This is a genomic window from Streptomyces spinoverrucosus (assembly GCF_006539505.1).
In the GTDB taxonomy this organism is placed as follows: Bacteria; Actinomycetota; Actinomycetes; order Streptomycetales; family Streptomycetaceae; genus Streptomyces; species Streptomyces spinoverrucosus.
The window spans coordinates 151,672-167,886 of sequence record NZ_BJND01000019.1 but is presented as its reverse complement, the minus strand read 5'-3'; the positions used below and the strand labels follow the sequence as shown (position 1 = coordinate 167,886).

The following is a 16,215-nucleotide window of genomic DNA, read 5'->3' as shown; positions in this document are numbered from 1 at the left end:
ACGGTGGACCGGCCGAAGCCGACTTCGGCATCGACCTGCGCGCGAGCGAGCTTCAGGGGCGCGCCCCGAGGGCGAACAAGCCATCAGTACGACCGAGGTGGGGGCACAACAACGCCATGGCACAGGGCACGGTCCAGGTGACGCACGCCGGTACATCGCGGTGGCGGCGCCGCACGGGTGAGTACACATCGCTCGCCGCCGCCCTGGAGGCCGCGGCCGACGGTGATGTGCTCACCATCGCCCCGGGGACCTACCGGGAGAACCTCGTCGTCCAGCGGGCGGTGACCCTGCGCGGACCCGAGGGCTCGCCCGGCTCCGTGCGGATCGCGCCCGTCGACGGGGTGCCGCTCACCGTGCGCGCCTCCGCGGTGGTCCAGGACCTGCATGTCGAGGGCCAGGACGCGGCCGTGCCCGCGCTGCTCGTCGAGGAGGGCGCGCCCGAGCTGACCGACGTGCGGGTGGTCACGCGGTCCGCCGCCGGGATCGAGGTGCGCGGGAGCGCGCGGCCGACCGTGCGGCGGTGCACCGTCGACAATCCGGCGGGCATCGGGATCGCGGTGGTCGACGGCGGGGGCGGCGTGTTCGAGGACTGCGAGGTCGTCGCGGCCGGGCAGGCCGGCGTGGCGGTGCGCGGCGGCGCGCATCCGCGTCTGGAGCGCTGCCGGGTGCACCACGCCTCGGGTTCGGGCCTCACCGCGACAGGTGAGAACTCCGCGCTGGAGGCGGTCGGTTGCGAGGTGTACGAGGTCCGGGGCAGTGGTGTGCAGATCACCGGCCGGGCCACCGCCCACCTCACCGACTGCGATGTGCACCGCACCACGGCCGACGGTGTCACCCTCGACACGGACGCCGTGCTCACCCTCGCCGACTGCCGCATCCACGACATTCCCGAGAACGCGGTAGACCTGCGCTCCCGCTCCGTGCTGACGCTGACCCGCACCAGCGTGCGGCAGTTCGGGCGCAACGGCCTGTCGGTGTGGGACCCGGGCACGCGCGTGGACGCCAACCAGTGCGAGATCTTCGACAGCACCGGCGACTACCCGGCGGTCTGGGTCAGCGACGGCGCCACGGCGGTGCTGGACTCCTGCCGGGTGCACGACGTGCCCGACGCGCTGTTCGTCCTGGACCGCGGCTCGCGCGCGGACGTCGTCGACAGCGACCTGTCCCAGGTGCGCAACACGGCGGTGTCGGTGAGCGACGGGGCGACCGCGCAGCTCGACGACTGCCGGATCCGGGACGCCGCGACCGGCGCGTGGTTCCGCGACCACGGCAGCGGCGGCACCCTCAACAACTGCACGCTGGACGGCACCCAGACCGGCGTGATCGTCACCAAGGGCGCCGACCCCACCATCGAGCGGTGCACGGTCGACTCCCCCGCCGAGGCCGGGTTCTACGTCTCGGCGGGCGGCCGCGGCAGCTTCCTGAACTGCCGGGTGCGGGGCAGTGGCGGGTACGGCTTCCATGTGCTCGACGGCTGCCGTACGACGCTCAGGAAGTGCCGTACGGAGCGTTGCGCGCGCGGCGGTTACGAGTTCGCGGACGGCGGTCCGGACGCCGAGTCGGGCGCGGGACCGGTCGTCGAGGACTGCACCAGCGACGAGAGCGCGGGGCTGCGCATGCCCACGGCACCTCCGGAGCCGGCCGTCCAGACGGCCGCTCAGTCGCCGGGGCTGCTGGGGGCGATCCCCGGGCAGCGCACGACCGAGCAGGAGCCGCTCGTCGCCGCCGCACAGCCGCAGACGCCGGCCCGGACGTCCAAGGCCGTCCTGGGTGAACTGGACGCTCTGGTGGGCCTGGAGAGCGTCAAGCGCGAGGTGCGGGCCCTCACCGACATGATCGAGGTGGGCCGGCGCCGGCAGCAGGCGGGCCTGAAGGCCGCGTCGGTCAAGCGGCACCTGGTCTTCACGGGCTCCCCCGGCACTGGCAAGACCACGGTCGCGCGGCTGTACGGCGAGATCCTCGCCTCGCTCGGTGTGCTGGACAAGGGCCACCTGGTCGAGGTGTCCCGTGTCGACCTGGTCGGCGAGCACATCGGCTCGACCGCCATCCGCACCCAGGAGGCGTTCGAACGGGCGCGTGGCGGCGTGCTGTTCATCGACGAGGCGTACGCGCTGTCCCCGGAGGACGCGGGCCGGGACTTCGGCAAGGAGGCCATCGACACGCTGGTGAAGCTGATGGAGGACCACCGGGACGCGGTCGTGGTGATCGTCGCGGGCTACACGGCCGAGATGGAGCGCTTCCTGTCCGTCAACCCCGGGGTGGCGTCCCGCTTCTCACGCACCATCACCTTCAGCGACTACGGCCCCGAGGAGCTGCTGCGGATCGTGGAGCAGCAAGCGGAGGAGCACGAGTACCGGCTGGCGCCGGGTGCCGCCGAAGCCCTGCTGAAGTACTTCACGGCGATCCCGAAGGGCCCCGCGTTCGGCAACGGCCGTACCGCGCGGCAGACGTTCGAGGCGATGGTGGAGCGCCACGCGAGCCGGGTCGCCCAGCTCGACGAACCGAGCACGGACGACCTGACTCTGCTGTACGCGGAGGATCTGCCCGACCTCACGTGAGCTGCTAGAGCGCGTCCCCGGGGCGCTGGCCCGGCAGGTCGGGGCGGAGCCGGTCGAGCAGTTGCCCGCGTTCCCGGTCGAAGGTCGGGTCGGCCTGGTAGTCGGAGTGGCCGAGGATCGGGGCGGGCAGTGGGTGGAGGGCGGTGCGGCCGTGCGCCAGGGGGTCCTTCATCGGCGCGCAGTCGACCGCCGTGCCGTCGCCGTCGGGCAGTCGTACGGGGCCGCCGATCGGGTCGGTGACGCGGTACAGGTTGCGCCAGCAGTCGACCTCGTCGTGCAGGGCGGCGAGGGCGGCCGGGCCGAAGTGGGCCGGGAACCAGCGGCCGTACAGGCGCTCCAGGGGTGAGCCGTACGTCAGCAGCGCGACCCGCTTGCGCACGGCCGGAGTCAGTTGCCAGGCCGCGGCGGCGGCCAGGACGCTGCCCTGGGAGTGGCCGGAGATCACCAGACGGCCGCCCGTGGTGCGGGTCCAGGTGCTGATCCGCCAGGTCAGGTCAGGCACCGCGCGCTCGGCGTAGCAGGGCGGTGCGAAGGGGTGGGCGGCGCGCGGCCAGAAGGTGCCGACGTCCCACAGGACGCCGACGGTGCGCCGCGCGGACCTGTCCTTGTAGGCGCGCCGACCCAGGGTGACGAACAGGATGAAGCCGAGCCCGATCAGCCAGGAGCCGAGGGCCTGGGCGGTGTCCACGGCGCCGTGGACGAAGGGGTGGGCGTGCTGCGCGGCGTGGCTCGGGGTCTTGTCGGTCGTCAGCGCGCCGAGCAGCGCACCGGTGCCCAGGAGCAGGGTGACGGTGGAGAGGGCGGCGACGAAGAGTGGGCCGCGGTCGGTGAGCGTGGCCATCGCGCGCGTGCGGGCGATACGGCGGGTGCGGTCGGGGTCCTTGGCCTCTCCCGCGTAGTCCTGTTCGACGGCGGCACGCTCGGCGCGGGCCAGCCGCAGGGTGCGCCAGGCCTGCGAGCCGGCGAGCAGCAGCAGGACCACGAGCAGCGGCGGGATGACGGACGCCTGCCAGGTCAGCAGGACCGGTGCGCCGGGGATGGAGGCCCGGGTGCCGTCCACCCAGTCGGCGACCCGCTGGGACACGCCGCCGGACATCACGCCCCCCAGTGCGCAGGCCAGCATCGCGACGGCGGGACCAGCCAGGCCCCGCATCGCGGAACGTGGGTCGGGATCGCTGCGGTAAAGCAAGTGGGCGACGACAGCGAGGACGATCACCAGCAGGCCCTGGACCAGGGCGATGCCGCCGAACGCCGCGTCGCCCGGCAACCGGCCGTCCGATTCCCACGCCGGGCGCTCCCAGCAGGCGTACACCAGGGTGAGGGCGAGCAGGACGAGGGCGGCGAGCGGCAGGTGTCGTACGAGGGAGGCGTCGATCTCCCGGTCGAGGTGCTTCTCGCTGCGGCCGCGTCGGCAGACGGCCACGACCACCATCACCGCGCCGAGCACGAGCGCTGCCTCCAGCAGCCACCCCAGCGTCTCCAGGGCGGCCGGGCCACCGGCCTCGCGGTCGTGCCGGGCGGCGGCCTGGGCGACGGCGGCGGCCACCGTCAGCAGGCCCGCGGCGGTGTGGGCGCCGCGCAGCCGGGCGACCAGGCGCCGGCCGTACCAGAAGCCGGGGCGGCCCAGCGCGCTGCGGGCGGTGTCCTCGTCGGGTTCGCGGACGAGCGGCTGCTCGGATTCGTACGCGCTCCAGGTGCGCCGGGAGAGGTACCAGAGGAGGCCGACCAGGGCGATGGGCACCAGGGACGCCAGGGCCAGGCGGCGGCCCGGCGGGCTCCACCAGCCGTCGCCCGAGGCGGTGGGCGACAGGAAGCCCAGCCAGGTGTGCCGCTCGGCGCACGCGCGCGTGCCCGCGCACTGCCACGCCGTGAGGTCCAGGGCGACCTCGCAGGCGGCCGCGACCAGCAGCACGGTCAGACTGAGGCCGACGAGCCGCACCAGCAGCCCGTAGAGACGGATGGTGCGCGTGCGATCGTGGGCCGTGGGGCGCATCCAGTGGGCGAGGTTCGCCACCATGAACGGCAGTAACAGCAGCCACAGGGCTCGCGCGCCGTTTCCGGAGGTGAGGTTGCACCAGACGTACGCCTCCGGCACCGGGCGGCCGTCCGGGTCTACGGGACGCTTCTCCGCCTCCACGTCGTCGGCACGCCGGAACACGGCCGCCGTGTCGTCACCGGAGACCCGCACGGTGCGAGGATCGTCGAGCATGTGCTCGGGCGTGGCCCCGCCCACGCCGTGGACCAGCAGTTCCAGGGCGGCCCCGGCCTGCGCGGGCCGGGGCGCGGGGCCGGTCGCCCCGTCGTTCAGGCCGCGTTCCTGCGTGCTTTCCACTTTTCGTACTTCCCCCGTGTCTTGTGCAGTTCCCCCAGGACGCGCCATCGGCATGTCCATGCGGGACCAGGATCTCCCCTGGCGGTGCGATGCACACCCCTCGTCACGGAATCTCCCCGATCCTAGTGAGGAACGAGCAACCGATGAGACGCAGGTGACATGTGCGCGTCGAGCAGCCGGTGGCGCGACCCGGGCCAACCCGTGCGAATATGGGACGCCAACGCACCGGGGCGGCAAGAATGTCCTAGTCGGAGCAGGTGCGAGGGTGTGTCAGACGGCTTGAGGAAAGGACCGGAGCGTACGTGAGCGAGAATCAGAACCTCCTCGCGGAGCAGCGGCGCGCCCTGATCCTGGACGAGGTGCGGCGGCGCGGCGGCGTGCGGGTCAACGAGCTGACCCGCAAGCTCGGCGTGTCGGACATGACCGTCCGCCGCGATCTGGACGCGCTGGCCCGCCAGGGCGTCCTGGAGAAGGTGCACGGCGGTGCGGTGCCGGTGCTGGAGGCGAGCACCCACGAGCCGGGCTTCGAGGCCAAGTCGGGCCTGGAGCTGAGCGCCAAGGAGGACATCGCGAAGGCCGCGGCGGAGCTGGTGGCGCCGGGTTCCGCGATCGCGCTGTCGGGCGGTACGACGACGTACGCGCTGGCGCATCATCTGCTGGAGGTCCCCGACCTCACCGTGGTCACGAACTCGGTGCGGGTGGCCGACGTCTTCCACTCCGCGCAGCGCTCGGCGGGCCAGCGGCAGGGCGCGGCCACGGTGGTGCTGACCGGCGGGGTGCGCACGCCGTCCGACTCCCTGGTGGGGCCGGTGGCCGACCAGGCGATCGCCACGCTCCACTTCGACGTGCTGTTCCTCGGTGTGCACGGGATATCGACGGAGGCCGGTCTGTCGACGCCGAACCTCGCGGAGGCCGAGACAAACCGGCGGCTGGTGCAGTCGGCGCGCCGGGTCGTGGTGGTCGCCGACCACACCAAGTGGGGCACGGTCGGCCTGAGTTCGTTCGCGACGCTGGAGCAGGTCGACACGCTGGTGACCGACGCGGGGCTGCCCGCCGAGGCGCGGGAGGAGATCGCGGAGCATCTGCGGCATCTGATCGTGGCGGGTGAGGACGAGGGCGCCGACGCGCTCTGACGCCGTCCTGGGCGCAGACATCGGACGGATCGCCAACTAGGGTGAGCGGCCCGGTCCCTGCTCGTCGCACAGGGGGTTCGTATGGCGCGCCGTCTGCGTCCGGTGGACGTTGACTTCGTCCGGTCCGCTCCGGTACGGCTGGTCTTCGCACGGGAGATCGCCGCTCCCCCGGAGCCTGTCTTCCACGCGCTCGCCGAGGACGTGGCCGGCTGGACGGAGTGGTTCTCGGCGGTGACGCTGGCCCGGCCGACCGACGGCGGTGCCGGGCGGGAGGTCCGGCTGCGGGGCGGTACGCGGTTCGCGGAGACGATCCTCGTGGCGAAGGCGCCCGAGGCGTACGCGTATCGCGTCGACGAGACCAACGCACCGGGCGTCCGCGCACTCGTCGAGGAGTGGCGGCTGACACCTGCCGGTGCCGGTACACGCGTGCAGTGGACGTTCGCGGCCGACGGACCGCCCGTGTTCCGCGCGGTGCTGAGACTGGCCCGGCCGGGCCTTGGGCGGGCGTTCCGGGACGCGGTGACGGCGCTGGACCGGCGGCTGGCGCGGTAGGTCGGTCTCGGTCCGGCCGGACGCCCGTGGGCAAAGCGACTCGACCCTCGGCCGACGCAGCAGGGCACCCAACCCAGGCCGGACACCCGTGACCACGGCGGACTCGGCCCGCGCCTGGCGCGGTAGGGGGAGCCTCGGTCCCGCCGGACGCCCGTGGGCAAAGCGACTCGACCCTCGGCCGACGCAGCAGGGCACCCAACCCAGGCCGGACGCCCGTAGCCGCGGCGACTCGACCCGCGGCCGGCGCGGTGGGCGGCCTTGGCGCGTCAGTCCGGCCAGATGCCCGTCGCCAGCAGCGACTCGATCGCCGCGGTGTACGGGGTGATGTCCAGGCCCTGCTCGGCCAGCCAGGCGTCCGAGTAGTACTTGTCGAGGTAGCGGTCGCCCGGGTCGCACAGCAGGGTGACGACGCTGCCGGTACGTCCCTCGGCGACCATCTCCGCGACGATCTTCAGCGCGCTCCACAGCCCGGTGCCCGTGGAGCCGCCCGCCTTGCGGCCGATGGCCTGCTCCAGGGCGCGTACCGCGGCGACGCTCGCCGCGTCCGGCACCTTCATCATCCGGTCGATCGCGCCGGGCACGAAGCTCGGTTCCATACGGGGCCTGCCGATGCCCTCGATACGGGAGCCGCAGTCGCAGGTGACGTCCGGATCGCCGGTGGTCCAGCCCTCGAAGAAGCAGGAGTTCTCCGGGTCGGCGACGCAGACGCGCGTGTCGTACTGCATGTAGTGGACGTAGCGCGCGATGGTCGCCGAGGTGCCGCCGGTGCCAGCCGTGGCGACGATCCACGCGGGCTCCGGGAACCGCTCCAACTCCAGCTGGCGGAAGATGGATTCGGCGATGTTGTTGTTGCCGCGCCAGTCCGTGGCCCGTTCCGCGTAGGTGAACTGGTCCATGTAATGGCCGCCGGTCTCGGCCGCGAGGCGGGCGGACTCCTCGTACATCCGGCGGGAGTCGTCCACGAAGTGGCACCGGCCGCCGTGGAACTCGATCAGGCGGCACTTCTCGGCGCTGGTCGTGCGCGGCATCACCGCGATGAAGGGAACGCCGATCAGCTTCGCGAAGTACGCCTCGGAGACCGCCGTCGAGCCACTGGACGCCTCGATCACCGGGCGGCCCGGGCGGATCCAGCCATTGCAGAGGCCGTAGAGGAACAGCGAGCGGGCGAGGCGGTGCTTGAGGCTGCCGGTGGGGTGGGTCGACTCGTCCTTGAGGTACAGGTCGATGCCCCAGTGTTCCGGCAGCGGGAAGCGGAGGAGGTGGGTGTCGGCCGAGCGGTTGGCGTCGGCCTGCACCTTGCGGACGGCGTCCTTGAGCCAGACGCGGTAGGCGGCGTCGGTGCGGTCGACGTCGACGGTGGCGCCGGTCCGGATCTGCTGGGGGGTGGTCACGGCGGGGCTCCTTAGGGCTGCACGCCGACGGCGCGTCGCGCGGCCGACACACCGATCATAAGCAGCTTGCGCACGCTTCTCACCTGCATAAACGCATCTTTGGGCGGCTCAAAGGCGGCACTGGGGGTGGAGTCGTCGGACAGTTCGACCGCTGAGCGCGGCAGCCTACGGGGGACGTCGCGCAGCCGCCGCGCCGGACCCGCGAAAGGACGTCGCGTCGGCTCCTCGTAGCGGACCGCCGCACCGGCCCCTCGACCCCTCACGAGAGCCCTTCACGCACAGCCTCACCAGGCACCGTTACGCGCTGCATCGGGGACGACTGTCACGCACCAGCGCTGCCGCGATCCGCCGCACACCACACCCCCGCCCCAGCCCCCTCGGGGGCGCATTCGCGTGAGTGCACCGGGTGGCCTATGCCTGGGTGACGTGCGCACTGGTGCGCGACTTCGGTGGCGTGCACACTGCACCGGGTGGGACGGACACCCCGAACAGGACCCGCGGGCGACGAAGGGGCGGGAGGGCATGGCGGAGCCGGAGTTCACGGCCTTGGGCGTGCGGATCGGGAAGGGCCTGCGCTCTCTCACGCGGGCCGGGCAGGTCCGGATCAGCGGCGGCCGGGTCGAGTTGCTCACCAGCTACGGCAGCGAGATCGACAGCGCGCCGGTGCAGGCGGTGCGGGCGTCGAAGCCGTGGTTCGCCTCCGGGGACCGCGCGCTGGCCGACCTCAACGGCAAGCGTTATGTGCTGACCCTGGGCGAGCACGACCCCGCCCCGGGCGAGCCGGGCCCACCCGCGGCACGCCGGTTCATAGAGGCCGTACGCAGGGCAGCGGGCCGTGGCAGCTGACGGGCGGTGACGTAGGGGCCGGGCCGCGGACCGGTGGCGGCGGCGCACCACGGTGGCCGAGAACGCGCGGGCCCACCCGACGCCCCGAACGCCGCGAGTTGCGGCCCTACACCCCGTACGTCACTCTGGTTTCACGTCACTCTGGGTTTACCGGCGATAACGCTGCGAACCAGCCCGCCGGACACGACAGCAGGCGGCCATTTCACGCAGGCGCTGCTGGATCCGAACTCCGTGTTCTTCCGGACCTCACGTCGGGGAGTCGCAGCCGTGATCAGTCACCCAAGCAGGCACTGCACGGTGGAGCTCCAAGCCCTGCCGTCGCGGATCGGCCAGGTCCGCAGAATCGTATCTGCGCAGTTGCGCTACTGGCATCTGGATCCCCTGATAGACCGAGCGGCGCTCGGTGTGACGGAGTTGCTCTCGAACGTCCACCGGCATGCCCAACCCGACAAGACGTGCACCGTGGAGATCGAGCTGCTGCTCGACCGACTCATGGTCTCGGTGCGCGACCACGACCCGCGTCTGCCCGTCGTGGCGGACGCGGATCCGCTGGCCACCTGCGGGCGCGGGCTCGCGATGGTGGCGGCGATGAGCGAGAGCTGGGGTGTACGGCCCGACGGCGACAGCGGCAAGGTCGTCTGGTTCACGCTGCCCACGACGACGCCCGCCGTAAAGGCACCGCCGCGCCCGGCCCGCCGTACGGCCACGGAGCCCGCACGCCGCTTCGCGGAGGTCGAGCCCGTCGGCCGCGCGCCCGAACACACTCCCGCCCGGTCGGCCGTTGTCGGCTGACCGGGCGGTGAGCGGACCACGCGGGCACGCGGGACTCGCTGAACGGCGTCACTCCGTGGCGATCGCCCGCAGTACGTCCAGCCGGGCGGCGCGCCGGGCCGGGCGCAGCCCCGCGAGGGCCCCCGCCGCGAGGCCGACCAGCGCCACGACAGCGAGTTGCAGAGGCGGCACGGCGAAGGCGAAGGCGCTGTCGCTCGCGCCGTCGGAGGCCGTCACCAGCACCCAGCCGAGGAAGGCACCAAGCCCGAGCCCGCCCGCCGTACCGAACGCCGCGACCAGGACGGACTCCCAGCGGACCATGGCCCGCAGTTGGGGCCGGGTCTGGCCGACGGCCCGCAGCAGGCCCAGTTCGCGGGTGCGTTCGTGGATCGCCAGCGTCAGGGTGTTGGCGATGCCGAGCAGCGCGATGAGCACGGCGAGCGCGAGCAGGGCGTAGACGAGCGTGAGCATCATGTCGATCCCGCCGGCCGAGGACTGCGCGTACTCGTCGCGGGTCTGCACGTCCGGGTTGCCGTACCGCGCGGCGGCGCGTTCCACGGCGGCCTTGCCCGCGTCCGCGCCCACACCGTCCCTGAACGTTACGGCGACCAGGCGGTCGGAGTCCTGGATGCGGTGCGGGGCCCAGGCGGCCCGGGTGATGACGTAGTCCCCCGCCAGCTCGGACTGCCCGTACACCGCACGGACGGTGAACGTCTCGGTCGCGCCGTCGGTGAAGGCCAGCCGGACCTTGTCCCCCGTCGCGAGGCCCTGCTGGTCGGCCTCGTTCTCGGTGATCGCGATGCCGTCGGTGCCGAGCGCGTCCAGGGAGCCCCGGACCTGGCCGAGGTCGAAGGTGCGCCCCAGGGCGACCGGGTCGGTGACGGTCAGGGCGCGCCCCTGTCCCGCCACCTCGGCGACTCCGCTGCCGAGCCCGACGGCCGTGTCCACCTCGGGCAGTCGTCCTATGGCCTCCGCGAGCGCCGGGCTGAGCCCGCTGCCGCCCCCGCCGAGGGACGGGGTGCTGATGGCGACGTCGCCCGCGAACGACCGTGACACGGTCTGGTCCATCGTGGCCTTCAGGGACGCCCCGAACACCGTGAACAGCGATACGACCGCCACGCCGATCATCAGCGCGCTCGCCGTGGCGGCCGTCCGCTTCGGGCTGCGCAGGGCGTTGCGCCGGGCGAGGCCGCCGGTGACGCCGCGCAGCCGGTCGAGGGGGCCGCCGAGGAAACGTACGGCGGTGGAGGAGGCGACCGGGCCGAGGACCACGAAGGACACCAGGGCCAGCACGGCGCCGCCGCCCGCGAGCCACACCGAGGGGGACACCAGGACGCCGGTGAGCGTGAGTGCCAGCGCGAGGGCGGCGAGGGCGGCGCCGGTGACGGCGCGGGCGCGGGAGGCGCCGGAGGAGTCGACGGCCGTCTCCCGCAGGGCGGCCAGGGGTGCGGTGCGGCCGGCGCGGACGGCGGGGAGCAGGGCGGAGCCCAGGCAGACCACGATGCCGACGGCCAGCGGCAGCAGCATCGACAGGCCGCTGATCACCAAGTCGCCCTCGGGGAAGGGGAATCCGATCGCCGGGAACAGCGCCTGCAGTCCGGCCGCGATCCCGATGCCGCCCGCGAGCCCGGCGGCCGACGCGGTCACCGCCACGGCACCCGCCTCGACGAGGGTCGACGCGGTGACCTGGCGGCGGGAAGCACCGAGGGCCCGCAACAGGGCGTTCTCCCGGGTGCGTTGGGCCACGACGATCGCGAAGGTGTTGTGGATGGAGAAGGTCGCGACCAGCAGGGCGACACCGGAGAACACGAGCAGGAAGGTGGTGAAGATGCTCAGGAACTGGCTGGAGATCATGTCGGTGTTCTCCTGCGCCGACTCCTGACCGGTGATGGCCTCGACCCCCTTGGGCAGTACGGGCGTCAGCCGCTCGACCAGCTCCCGCTCCCCCACGCCCGGACCGGCCCGCACGAGAATGCTCGCCGCCTCGCCCGGCCGTGCGGTGAGGTACTTCTCGGCGTCGGCCCGGGTCATGCCCGTGAAGGTGACCTGGGCCATGCCGTCCGCGCCGCCGAAGGTCGCGAGGCCGACGATCCTGACCTCGACCGGATCGGGCGTGCGCAGGGTCGTCGTGTCGCCGATCTTCAGACCGCCGAGCTCCGCGGTGCCACGGTTGACGACGACCTCGCCTGACCGCTCCGGGGCACGGCCTTCGGCGAGTTCGTACGGGTTGAGCTCCGGATCGCTGATCCAGTTCCCGGCGACGGTGGGCGGGCCCTGCCCGCCGATGGGGTCGCCGTTCGCGCCGAGCAGCTGACCGGCGCCCTCGATGCTGGGCTCGGCGGCCGCGACGCCGGGCACCTGCGCGACGGTCTCGGACAGGTCGGCGTCGACCGGCCGGCGCACGCCCTGGCTCTCGCCGGGTGTCGTGATGGCGCCGGCGCTGCGGACCACGGCGTCCGTGCCGCTGGTCGCGCTGCCGAACATGGAGTCGAAGCTCGCCCGCAGCGTGTCGCCCATCACCAGCGTCCCGGCGAGGAAGGCGACCCCGAGGAACACGGCGAGGAACGTACCGGCGAAGCGGCGCTGGTGCGCCCGCAGCGAGGACACGCTCAGGCGTACGGAGGCGTTCATGAGGGCACCTCGAAGGCTTTGAGACGGTCCAGGACCTTGTCGGCGGTCGGGGATTCCATACGGTCGACCAGGCGCCCGTCGGCCAGGAACACGACCTCGTCGGCGTGGGCGGCGGCGACCGGGTCGTGGGTGACCATGACGACCGTGCGCTCCATCTGGCGCACGGCCCGGCCGAGCAGCCCCAGCACCTCCTCGCCGGAACGGGAGTCGAGATTGCCGGTCGGCTCGTCGGCGAACACCACGTCCGGGCGGCCGGCGAAGGCGCGGGCCACGGCGACGCGTTGCTGCTGGCCGCCGGAGAGCTCGGCGGGCCGGTGGTGGAGCCGGTCGCGCAGGCCGACGACGTCGACCAGCGCGTCGATCCACTCCGCGTCGCCCCGGCTGCCGGCGAGGTCCAGCGGCAGGGTGATGTTCTCGGCGACGGTCAGCGTCGGCACCAGGTTGAACGCCTGGAAGACGAAGCCGATCCGGTCGCGGCGCAGCAGGGTCAGGCGGCGGTCGTCGAGGGCGCCCAGGTCGGTGTCGCCGATGTAGGCGGCGCCGGAGGTGAGCGTGTCCAGTCCGGCCGCGCAGTGCATCAGGGTGGACTTGCCGGAGCCCGAGGGCCCCATGATCGCGGTGAAGCGTCCGGCCGGAAAGCCGACGCTCACCCCGTCCAGGGCCCTCACGGCCGTGTCCCCCGAGCCGTACACCTTGACGGCGTCCTGCACGCGTGCGGCGGTACGGCTCGCGGTGGTCACGACGGTCATGCCGCACCGCCCTTGCCGGTACGGCCGAACTGCTCTTCCAGGACGGACAGTCGGCGCCAGTACTCGTCCTCGTCGATCTCGCCGGAGGCAAAGCGGCGGCCGATGATGGCGATGGGCGAGTCGCCGGACGGGCGGGTGTCGTCCATGGGGCGCCATGGCGCCCGACGGCCGCTCCAGACGGTGCGGCGCAGAAGGGTGACGGCGCCCAGTATCACGGCCGCCCAGATCAGCGGGAAGAGCAGGATCCAGGGGCCGGGACCGCCGTCCCAGTGTGCGAGGGTCTGCACGGTGGTTCATCTCCCAGTAGGTCTCTGAAGGTCTCGTTCGATGACGCTTCGAGACTGGCTCCGGGGAGGGTGCCGGGTCGTCGTACGGCCAGCGGCTGTGCGCGTACCTCCCGGGGAGTAGGCAGGCGTCTGTGAGCTGCTCCATGGATTCTGTAACTACTAGTATGTACATTGACCGTATGAGCACCTCGGAGCGACTGATCGAGTCCACCCGCGAGCTGCTGTGGGAGCGCGGCTATGTGGGCACGAGCCCCAAGGCGATCCTGGAGCGTGCGGGCGCCGGGCAGGGCAGCATGTACCACCACTTCAAGGGCAAGCCGGATCTCGCCCTGGCCGCGATCCGGCGGACCGCCGACGAAATGCGGGCTACCGCCGAGGGAGTACTCGGCGGGCCGGGAACGCCGTACGAGCGGATCGCGGCGTATCTGCGACGCGAGCGCGATGTGCTGCGCGGCTGCCCGGTCGGCCGGCTGACCATGGACCCGGACGTGATCGCGAGCGACGAGCTGCGCGCACCCGTCGACGAGACCCTCGACTGGCTCCGCGAACGGCTCGCCGGACTGTTCGAGGAGGGCCAGGAGCAGGGCCAGTTCGCGCCGCACCTGGACGGCGAGGAGATCGCCGCGGCGATCGTCGCGACCGTGCAGGGCGGTTACGTCCTGGCCCGCGCGTCAGGGTCTCCGGCCGCCTTCGACACGGGGGTACGCGGGCTGCTCGCCCTGCTGGCCCCGCCGTCCACCCGAGGGGACTGATCCGATGCACGCCATGCAGTACGAGCGCACGCTGCCCGCCGACTACGAGATGGGCGTCATCCGCGCCCGCGTGGCGCGTCTCGGGCATCTGCTGGACGACTGGCCGGGCCTGGGCTTCAAGGCGTATCTGATCCGCGAGCGCGGGGTGCACGGATCGCCCGTCAACCAGTACGCGCCGTTCTACCTCTGGCGCACCGTGGAGGGCATGAACTCCTTCCTCTGGGGAGGCGGATTCCAGGGCCTGAGCGAGGACTTCGGGCGGCCCGTGGTGCGGCAGTGGACGGGTCTGGCGTACGAGGAGGGCGGCGCCGTCGGTGGGCACGCGCGGGTGGCCGTACGCAGGAGCACACCCGTGCCAGAGGGCGTGGTGTTGTCCGACGTCGTCGGGGACGCGGTGCGAGAGGCGGGGCGGCTGGCCGCCGAGGACGGTGCGGTGTGCGCGGCGGCGGCCGTGGACACCGCACGCTGGGAACTCGTCCACTTCTCGCTGTGGGCGGACCACCCGGCCAAGGCGGAGGGTGAGGTGTTCCAGGTGCTGCATCTGTCCGCGCCGGAGCGGGAGTCGCTGCCGCGGGGACGCCAGTGGTGAGCACGCTCCGTACGGTGCTGGGCGATGTCCTCCCCGAGCAGCTGGGCGTGTGCGACGCCCACGATCACCTGTTCCTCTCCACTCCCCTGCTGCCCGGTCAGGGACTGCGGGACGCCGCGGCGGCGCGGGCCGAGCTGGCCGCGTTCCGCGCGCAGGGCGGGGGCGGCGTGATGCAGTGGACGCCGTACGGGCTGGGGCGGCGGGCCGCCGACCTGCCCGCGCTCGCCCGGGAGAGCGGGGTGCATGTCGTGGCCGCGACGGGGCTGCACCAGGCCGGTCACTACGGCGAGGGCACGCTGGAGCGGCTGCGCGGGCGGCTCGCGGAGGTGTTCGTCGCCGAGCTGACGGAGGGCATCGGCGCCTCGGGCGTCCGTGCGGGGTTCGTCAAGGTCGCGGCCGGGTTCCACGCGCTCGACGCGCACGCGCGCTGGACCATGGCCGCCGCGGCCGAGGCCCACCACGCGACCGGCGCACCCGTCGCCGTCCACCTGGAGCTGGGCACGGGCGCACTGGACGTACTCGACCTGCTGTGCGGGGAGTTGGGCATGCCGCCTGACCGGGTGATCCTCGGGCACCTCAACCGCTCCCCCGACTTCGTCGTGCACCACCAGGCCGCCGAGGCGGGCGCCTACCTCGCCTTCGACGGCCCGTCCCGCGCCCACCACGCAACCGACTGGCGCATGCCGAACGCCGTACGGGCACTGGCCGAGGCCGGATTCACGGATCGACTGCTCCTCGGCGGCGACACCACCACCGCCGGGGCGCGCTCGGTGAGCGGCGGCCCCGGGATGCCGTATCTGCTGCGACGCGTGCGGCCGAGGCTGGAAATGGCGGTGGGAGTGCAGGTGGTCGAGCGCATGCTCACCGAGAACCCGGCACGGGCCTTCTCCGTGGAGTGGCACTGACGCGCGTAATTGGCCAGCAGCATTTATTGACCGATTTTATTGACCGATCGTTCTCGAATCGCCTAGGGTCGGGGTTATGGCCAGGACCAAGGAATTCGATCCGGACACCGTGCTCCAGTCGGCCCTCGAACTGTTCTGGGAGCGGGGTTACGAGGCGACCTCGATGGCGGATCTCGTCGAGCACCTCGGCATCGGACGCGCCAGCATCTACGCCACGTACGGCAATAAGCGGGACCTGTACATGAAGGCCCTGGACCGCTATGGCGAGGCCATGAATCCCCTGCTCACGCGGGAGCTGTCACAACCGGGCCCGGCGCTGCCGGCCGTGCGCGCGGTGGTACGCAGGTTCGCCGAAGAGGCCGCGAACGAGGCCCGGCGCACGATCGGCTGCCTGGTCACCAACACGGCGGCCGAGCTGGCCCCGCATGACACCGCGGCCGCCCGCCGGGTGGAGCTGAGCTGGGAGCACGCCGAAACGCTGCTGCACTCGGCGCTCGTCCGCGCCCAGGCGCAGGGCGAGCTGCCCGAGGACAGGGATCCGCGGGCGCTGGCCCGGATGCTGCTGGTGCTGATGCAGGGGCTGCGGGTGACCGGGAAGGCGTCGTCGGACCCGGCGCGGGTGCGGGACGCGGCGGAGCAGGCGTTGATGCTGCTGGACTGATCGCCCGGCCTGCACGCCGACGTCCGGCGGCGATGCGAGCTGGACGTGTGCCTCAATA

General features: G+C 72.7%; 14 protein-coding genes. 9 read left to right on the top strand and 5 right to left on the bottom strand.

Features of this window, described 5'->3' with window-relative positions; all coding sequences use genetic code 11:
• The first annotated feature begins 116 nt into the window (after positions 1–116).
• Complete coding sequence (locus SSP24_RS14095) at positions 117–2,558, top strand: right-handed parallel beta-helix repeat-containing protein (protein WP_167529580.1); 2,442 nt, start codon at positions 117–119, stop codon at positions 2,556–2,558.
• 4 nt (positions 2,559–2,562) lie between these two features.
• Here the strand turns inward: SSP24_RS14095 and SSP24_RS14090 are convergent, their stop codons facing one another.
• Entirely contained in the window at positions 2,563–4,890 is a 2,328-nt protein-coding gene (locus SSP24_RS14090; protein WP_373306721.1) for a hypothetical protein, read from the bottom strand.
• Between the two features lie 302 nt (positions 4,891–5,192).
• Between SSP24_RS14090 and SSP24_RS14085 the strand changes: the two genes are divergently transcribed.
• Both SSP24_RS14085 and SSP24_RS14080 read left to right on the top strand, forming a co-directional pair.
• Entirely contained in the window at positions 5,193–6,023 is an 831-nt protein-coding gene (locus SSP24_RS14085; protein ID WP_141309858.1) for a DeoR/GlpR family DNA-binding transcription regulator, read from the top strand.
• 81 nt (positions 6,024–6,104) lie between these two features.
• Positions 6,105–6,575 carry an SRPBCC family protein gene (locus tag SSP24_RS14080; RefSeq protein ID WP_141309857.1) on the top strand — a complete coding sequence of 157 codons (471 nt, stop codon included), beginning with the start codon at positions 6,105–6,107 and terminating at the stop codon, positions 6,573–6,575.
• A 266-nt stretch (positions 6,576–6,841) separates the two neighbouring features.
• Here SSP24_RS14080 and cds1 read toward each other — a convergent pair whose 3' ends face one another.
• A complete protein-coding gene (gene cds1, locus SSP24_RS14075) occupies positions 6,842–7,966 on the bottom strand; it encodes an L-cysteine desulfhydrase Cds1 (protein WP_141309856.1) in 1,125 nt (374 codons plus the stop codon).
• Between the two features lie 522 nt (positions 7,967–8,488).
• On the opposite strand from cds1, the gene SSP24_RS14070 reads away from it, so the two are divergent.
• Both SSP24_RS14070 and SSP24_RS14065 read left to right on the top strand, forming a co-directional pair.
• Complete coding sequence (locus SSP24_RS14070) at positions 8,489–8,812, top strand: hypothetical protein (RefSeq protein WP_141309855.1); 324 nt, start codon at positions 8,489–8,491, stop codon at positions 8,810–8,812.
• A 267-nt stretch (positions 8,813–9,079) separates the two neighbouring features.
• Entirely contained in the window at positions 9,080–9,604 is a 525-nt protein-coding gene (locus tag SSP24_RS14065) for an ATP-binding protein (RefSeq protein WP_141309854.1), read from the top strand.
• 48 nt (positions 9,605–9,652) lie between these two features.
• On the opposite strand, the gene SSP24_RS14060 is transcribed toward SSP24_RS14065, so the two are convergent.
• Genes SSP24_RS14060 through SSP24_RS14050 form a run of 3 tightly spaced genes read right to left on the bottom strand, consistent with a single transcriptional unit; the run spans position 9,653 to position 13,250 of the window.
• Positions 9,653–12,214: an ABC transporter permease gene (locus SSP24_RS14060; RefSeq protein ID WP_141309853.1), complete on the bottom strand. Its 2,562-nt coding sequence runs from the start codon at positions 12,212–12,214 to the stop codon at positions 9,653–9,655.
• Entirely contained in the window at positions 12,211–12,963 is a 753-nt protein-coding gene (locus SSP24_RS14055; protein ID WP_141309852.1) for an ABC transporter ATP-binding protein, read from the bottom strand. Before SSP24_RS14055 ends, SSP24_RS14060 begins: the two co-directional genes overlap by 4 nt.
• Positions 12,960–13,250, bottom strand: a complete 291-nt coding sequence (locus SSP24_RS14050; RefSeq protein ID WP_141309851.1) for an SHOCT domain-containing protein — start codon at positions 13,248–13,250, stop codon at positions 12,960–12,962. Before SSP24_RS14050 ends, SSP24_RS14055 begins: the two co-directional genes overlap by 4 nt.
• Positions 13,251–13,414: 164 nt before the next feature.
• Between SSP24_RS14050 and SSP24_RS14045 the strand changes: the two genes are divergently transcribed.
• From SSP24_RS14045 to SSP24_RS14030, 4 genes are all read left to right on the top strand, one after another.
• On the top strand, positions 13,415–14,002 hold the full coding sequence (locus tag SSP24_RS14045; protein WP_167529579.1) for a TetR/AcrR family transcriptional regulator: 588 nt from the start codon (positions 13,415–13,417) through the stop codon (positions 14,000–14,002).
• Positions 14,003–14,006: 4 nt separating this feature from the next.
• Entirely contained in the window at positions 14,007–14,591 is a 585-nt protein-coding gene (locus tag SSP24_RS14040) for a DUF4865 family protein (protein ID WP_141309849.1), read from the top strand.
• The gene (locus SSP24_RS14035) at positions 14,588–15,496 is read left to right on the top strand and encodes a phosphotriesterase family protein (RefSeq protein ID WP_141309848.1); all 909 of its coding nucleotides are present in this window, start codon (positions 14,588–14,590) and stop codon (positions 15,494–15,496) included. Before SSP24_RS14040 ends, SSP24_RS14035 begins: the two co-directional genes overlap by 4 nt.
• A 76-nt stretch (positions 15,497–15,572) precedes the next feature.
• Complete coding sequence (locus SSP24_RS14030; protein WP_141309847.1) at positions 15,573–16,157, top strand: TetR/AcrR family transcriptional regulator; 585 nt, start codon at positions 15,573–15,575, stop codon at positions 16,155–16,157.
• The last annotated feature ends 58 nt before the right edge of the window (positions 16,158–16,215 follow it).

Excerpts from the sequence above, each read along its gene's own strand:
- SSP24_RS14070 (WP_141309855.1), top strand. The coding sequence starts at position 8,489 with ATGGCGGAGCCGGAGTTCACGGCCTTGGGCGTGCGGATCGGGAAGGGC.
- SSP24_RS14040 (WP_141309849.1), top strand. The coding sequence starts at position 14,007 with ATGCACGCCATGCAGTACGAGCGCACGCTGCCCGCCGACTACGAGATG.
- SSP24_RS14055 (WP_141309852.1), bottom strand. The coding sequence starts at position 12,963 with ATGACCGTCGTGACCACCGCGAGCCGTACCGCCGCACGCGTGCAGGAC.
- SSP24_RS14045 (WP_167529579.1), top strand. The coding sequence starts at position 13,415 with ATGTACATTGACCGTATGAGCACCTCGGAGCGACTGATCGAGTCCACC.
- SSP24_RS14030 (WP_141309847.1), top strand. The coding sequence starts at position 15,573 with ATGGCCAGGACCAAGGAATTCGATCCGGACACCGTGCTCCAGTCGGCC.
- SSP24_RS14060 (WP_141309853.1), bottom strand. The coding sequence starts at position 12,214 with ATGAACGCCTCCGTACGCCTGAGCGTGTCCTCGCTGCGGGCGCACCAG.
- SSP24_RS14080 (WP_141309857.1), top strand. The coding sequence starts at position 6,105 with ATGGCGCGCCGTCTGCGTCCGGTGGACGTTGACTTCGTCCGGTCCGCT.
- SSP24_RS14095 (WP_167529580.1), top strand. The coding sequence starts at position 117 with ATGGCACAGGGCACGGTCCAGGTGACGCACGCCGGTACATCGCGGTGG.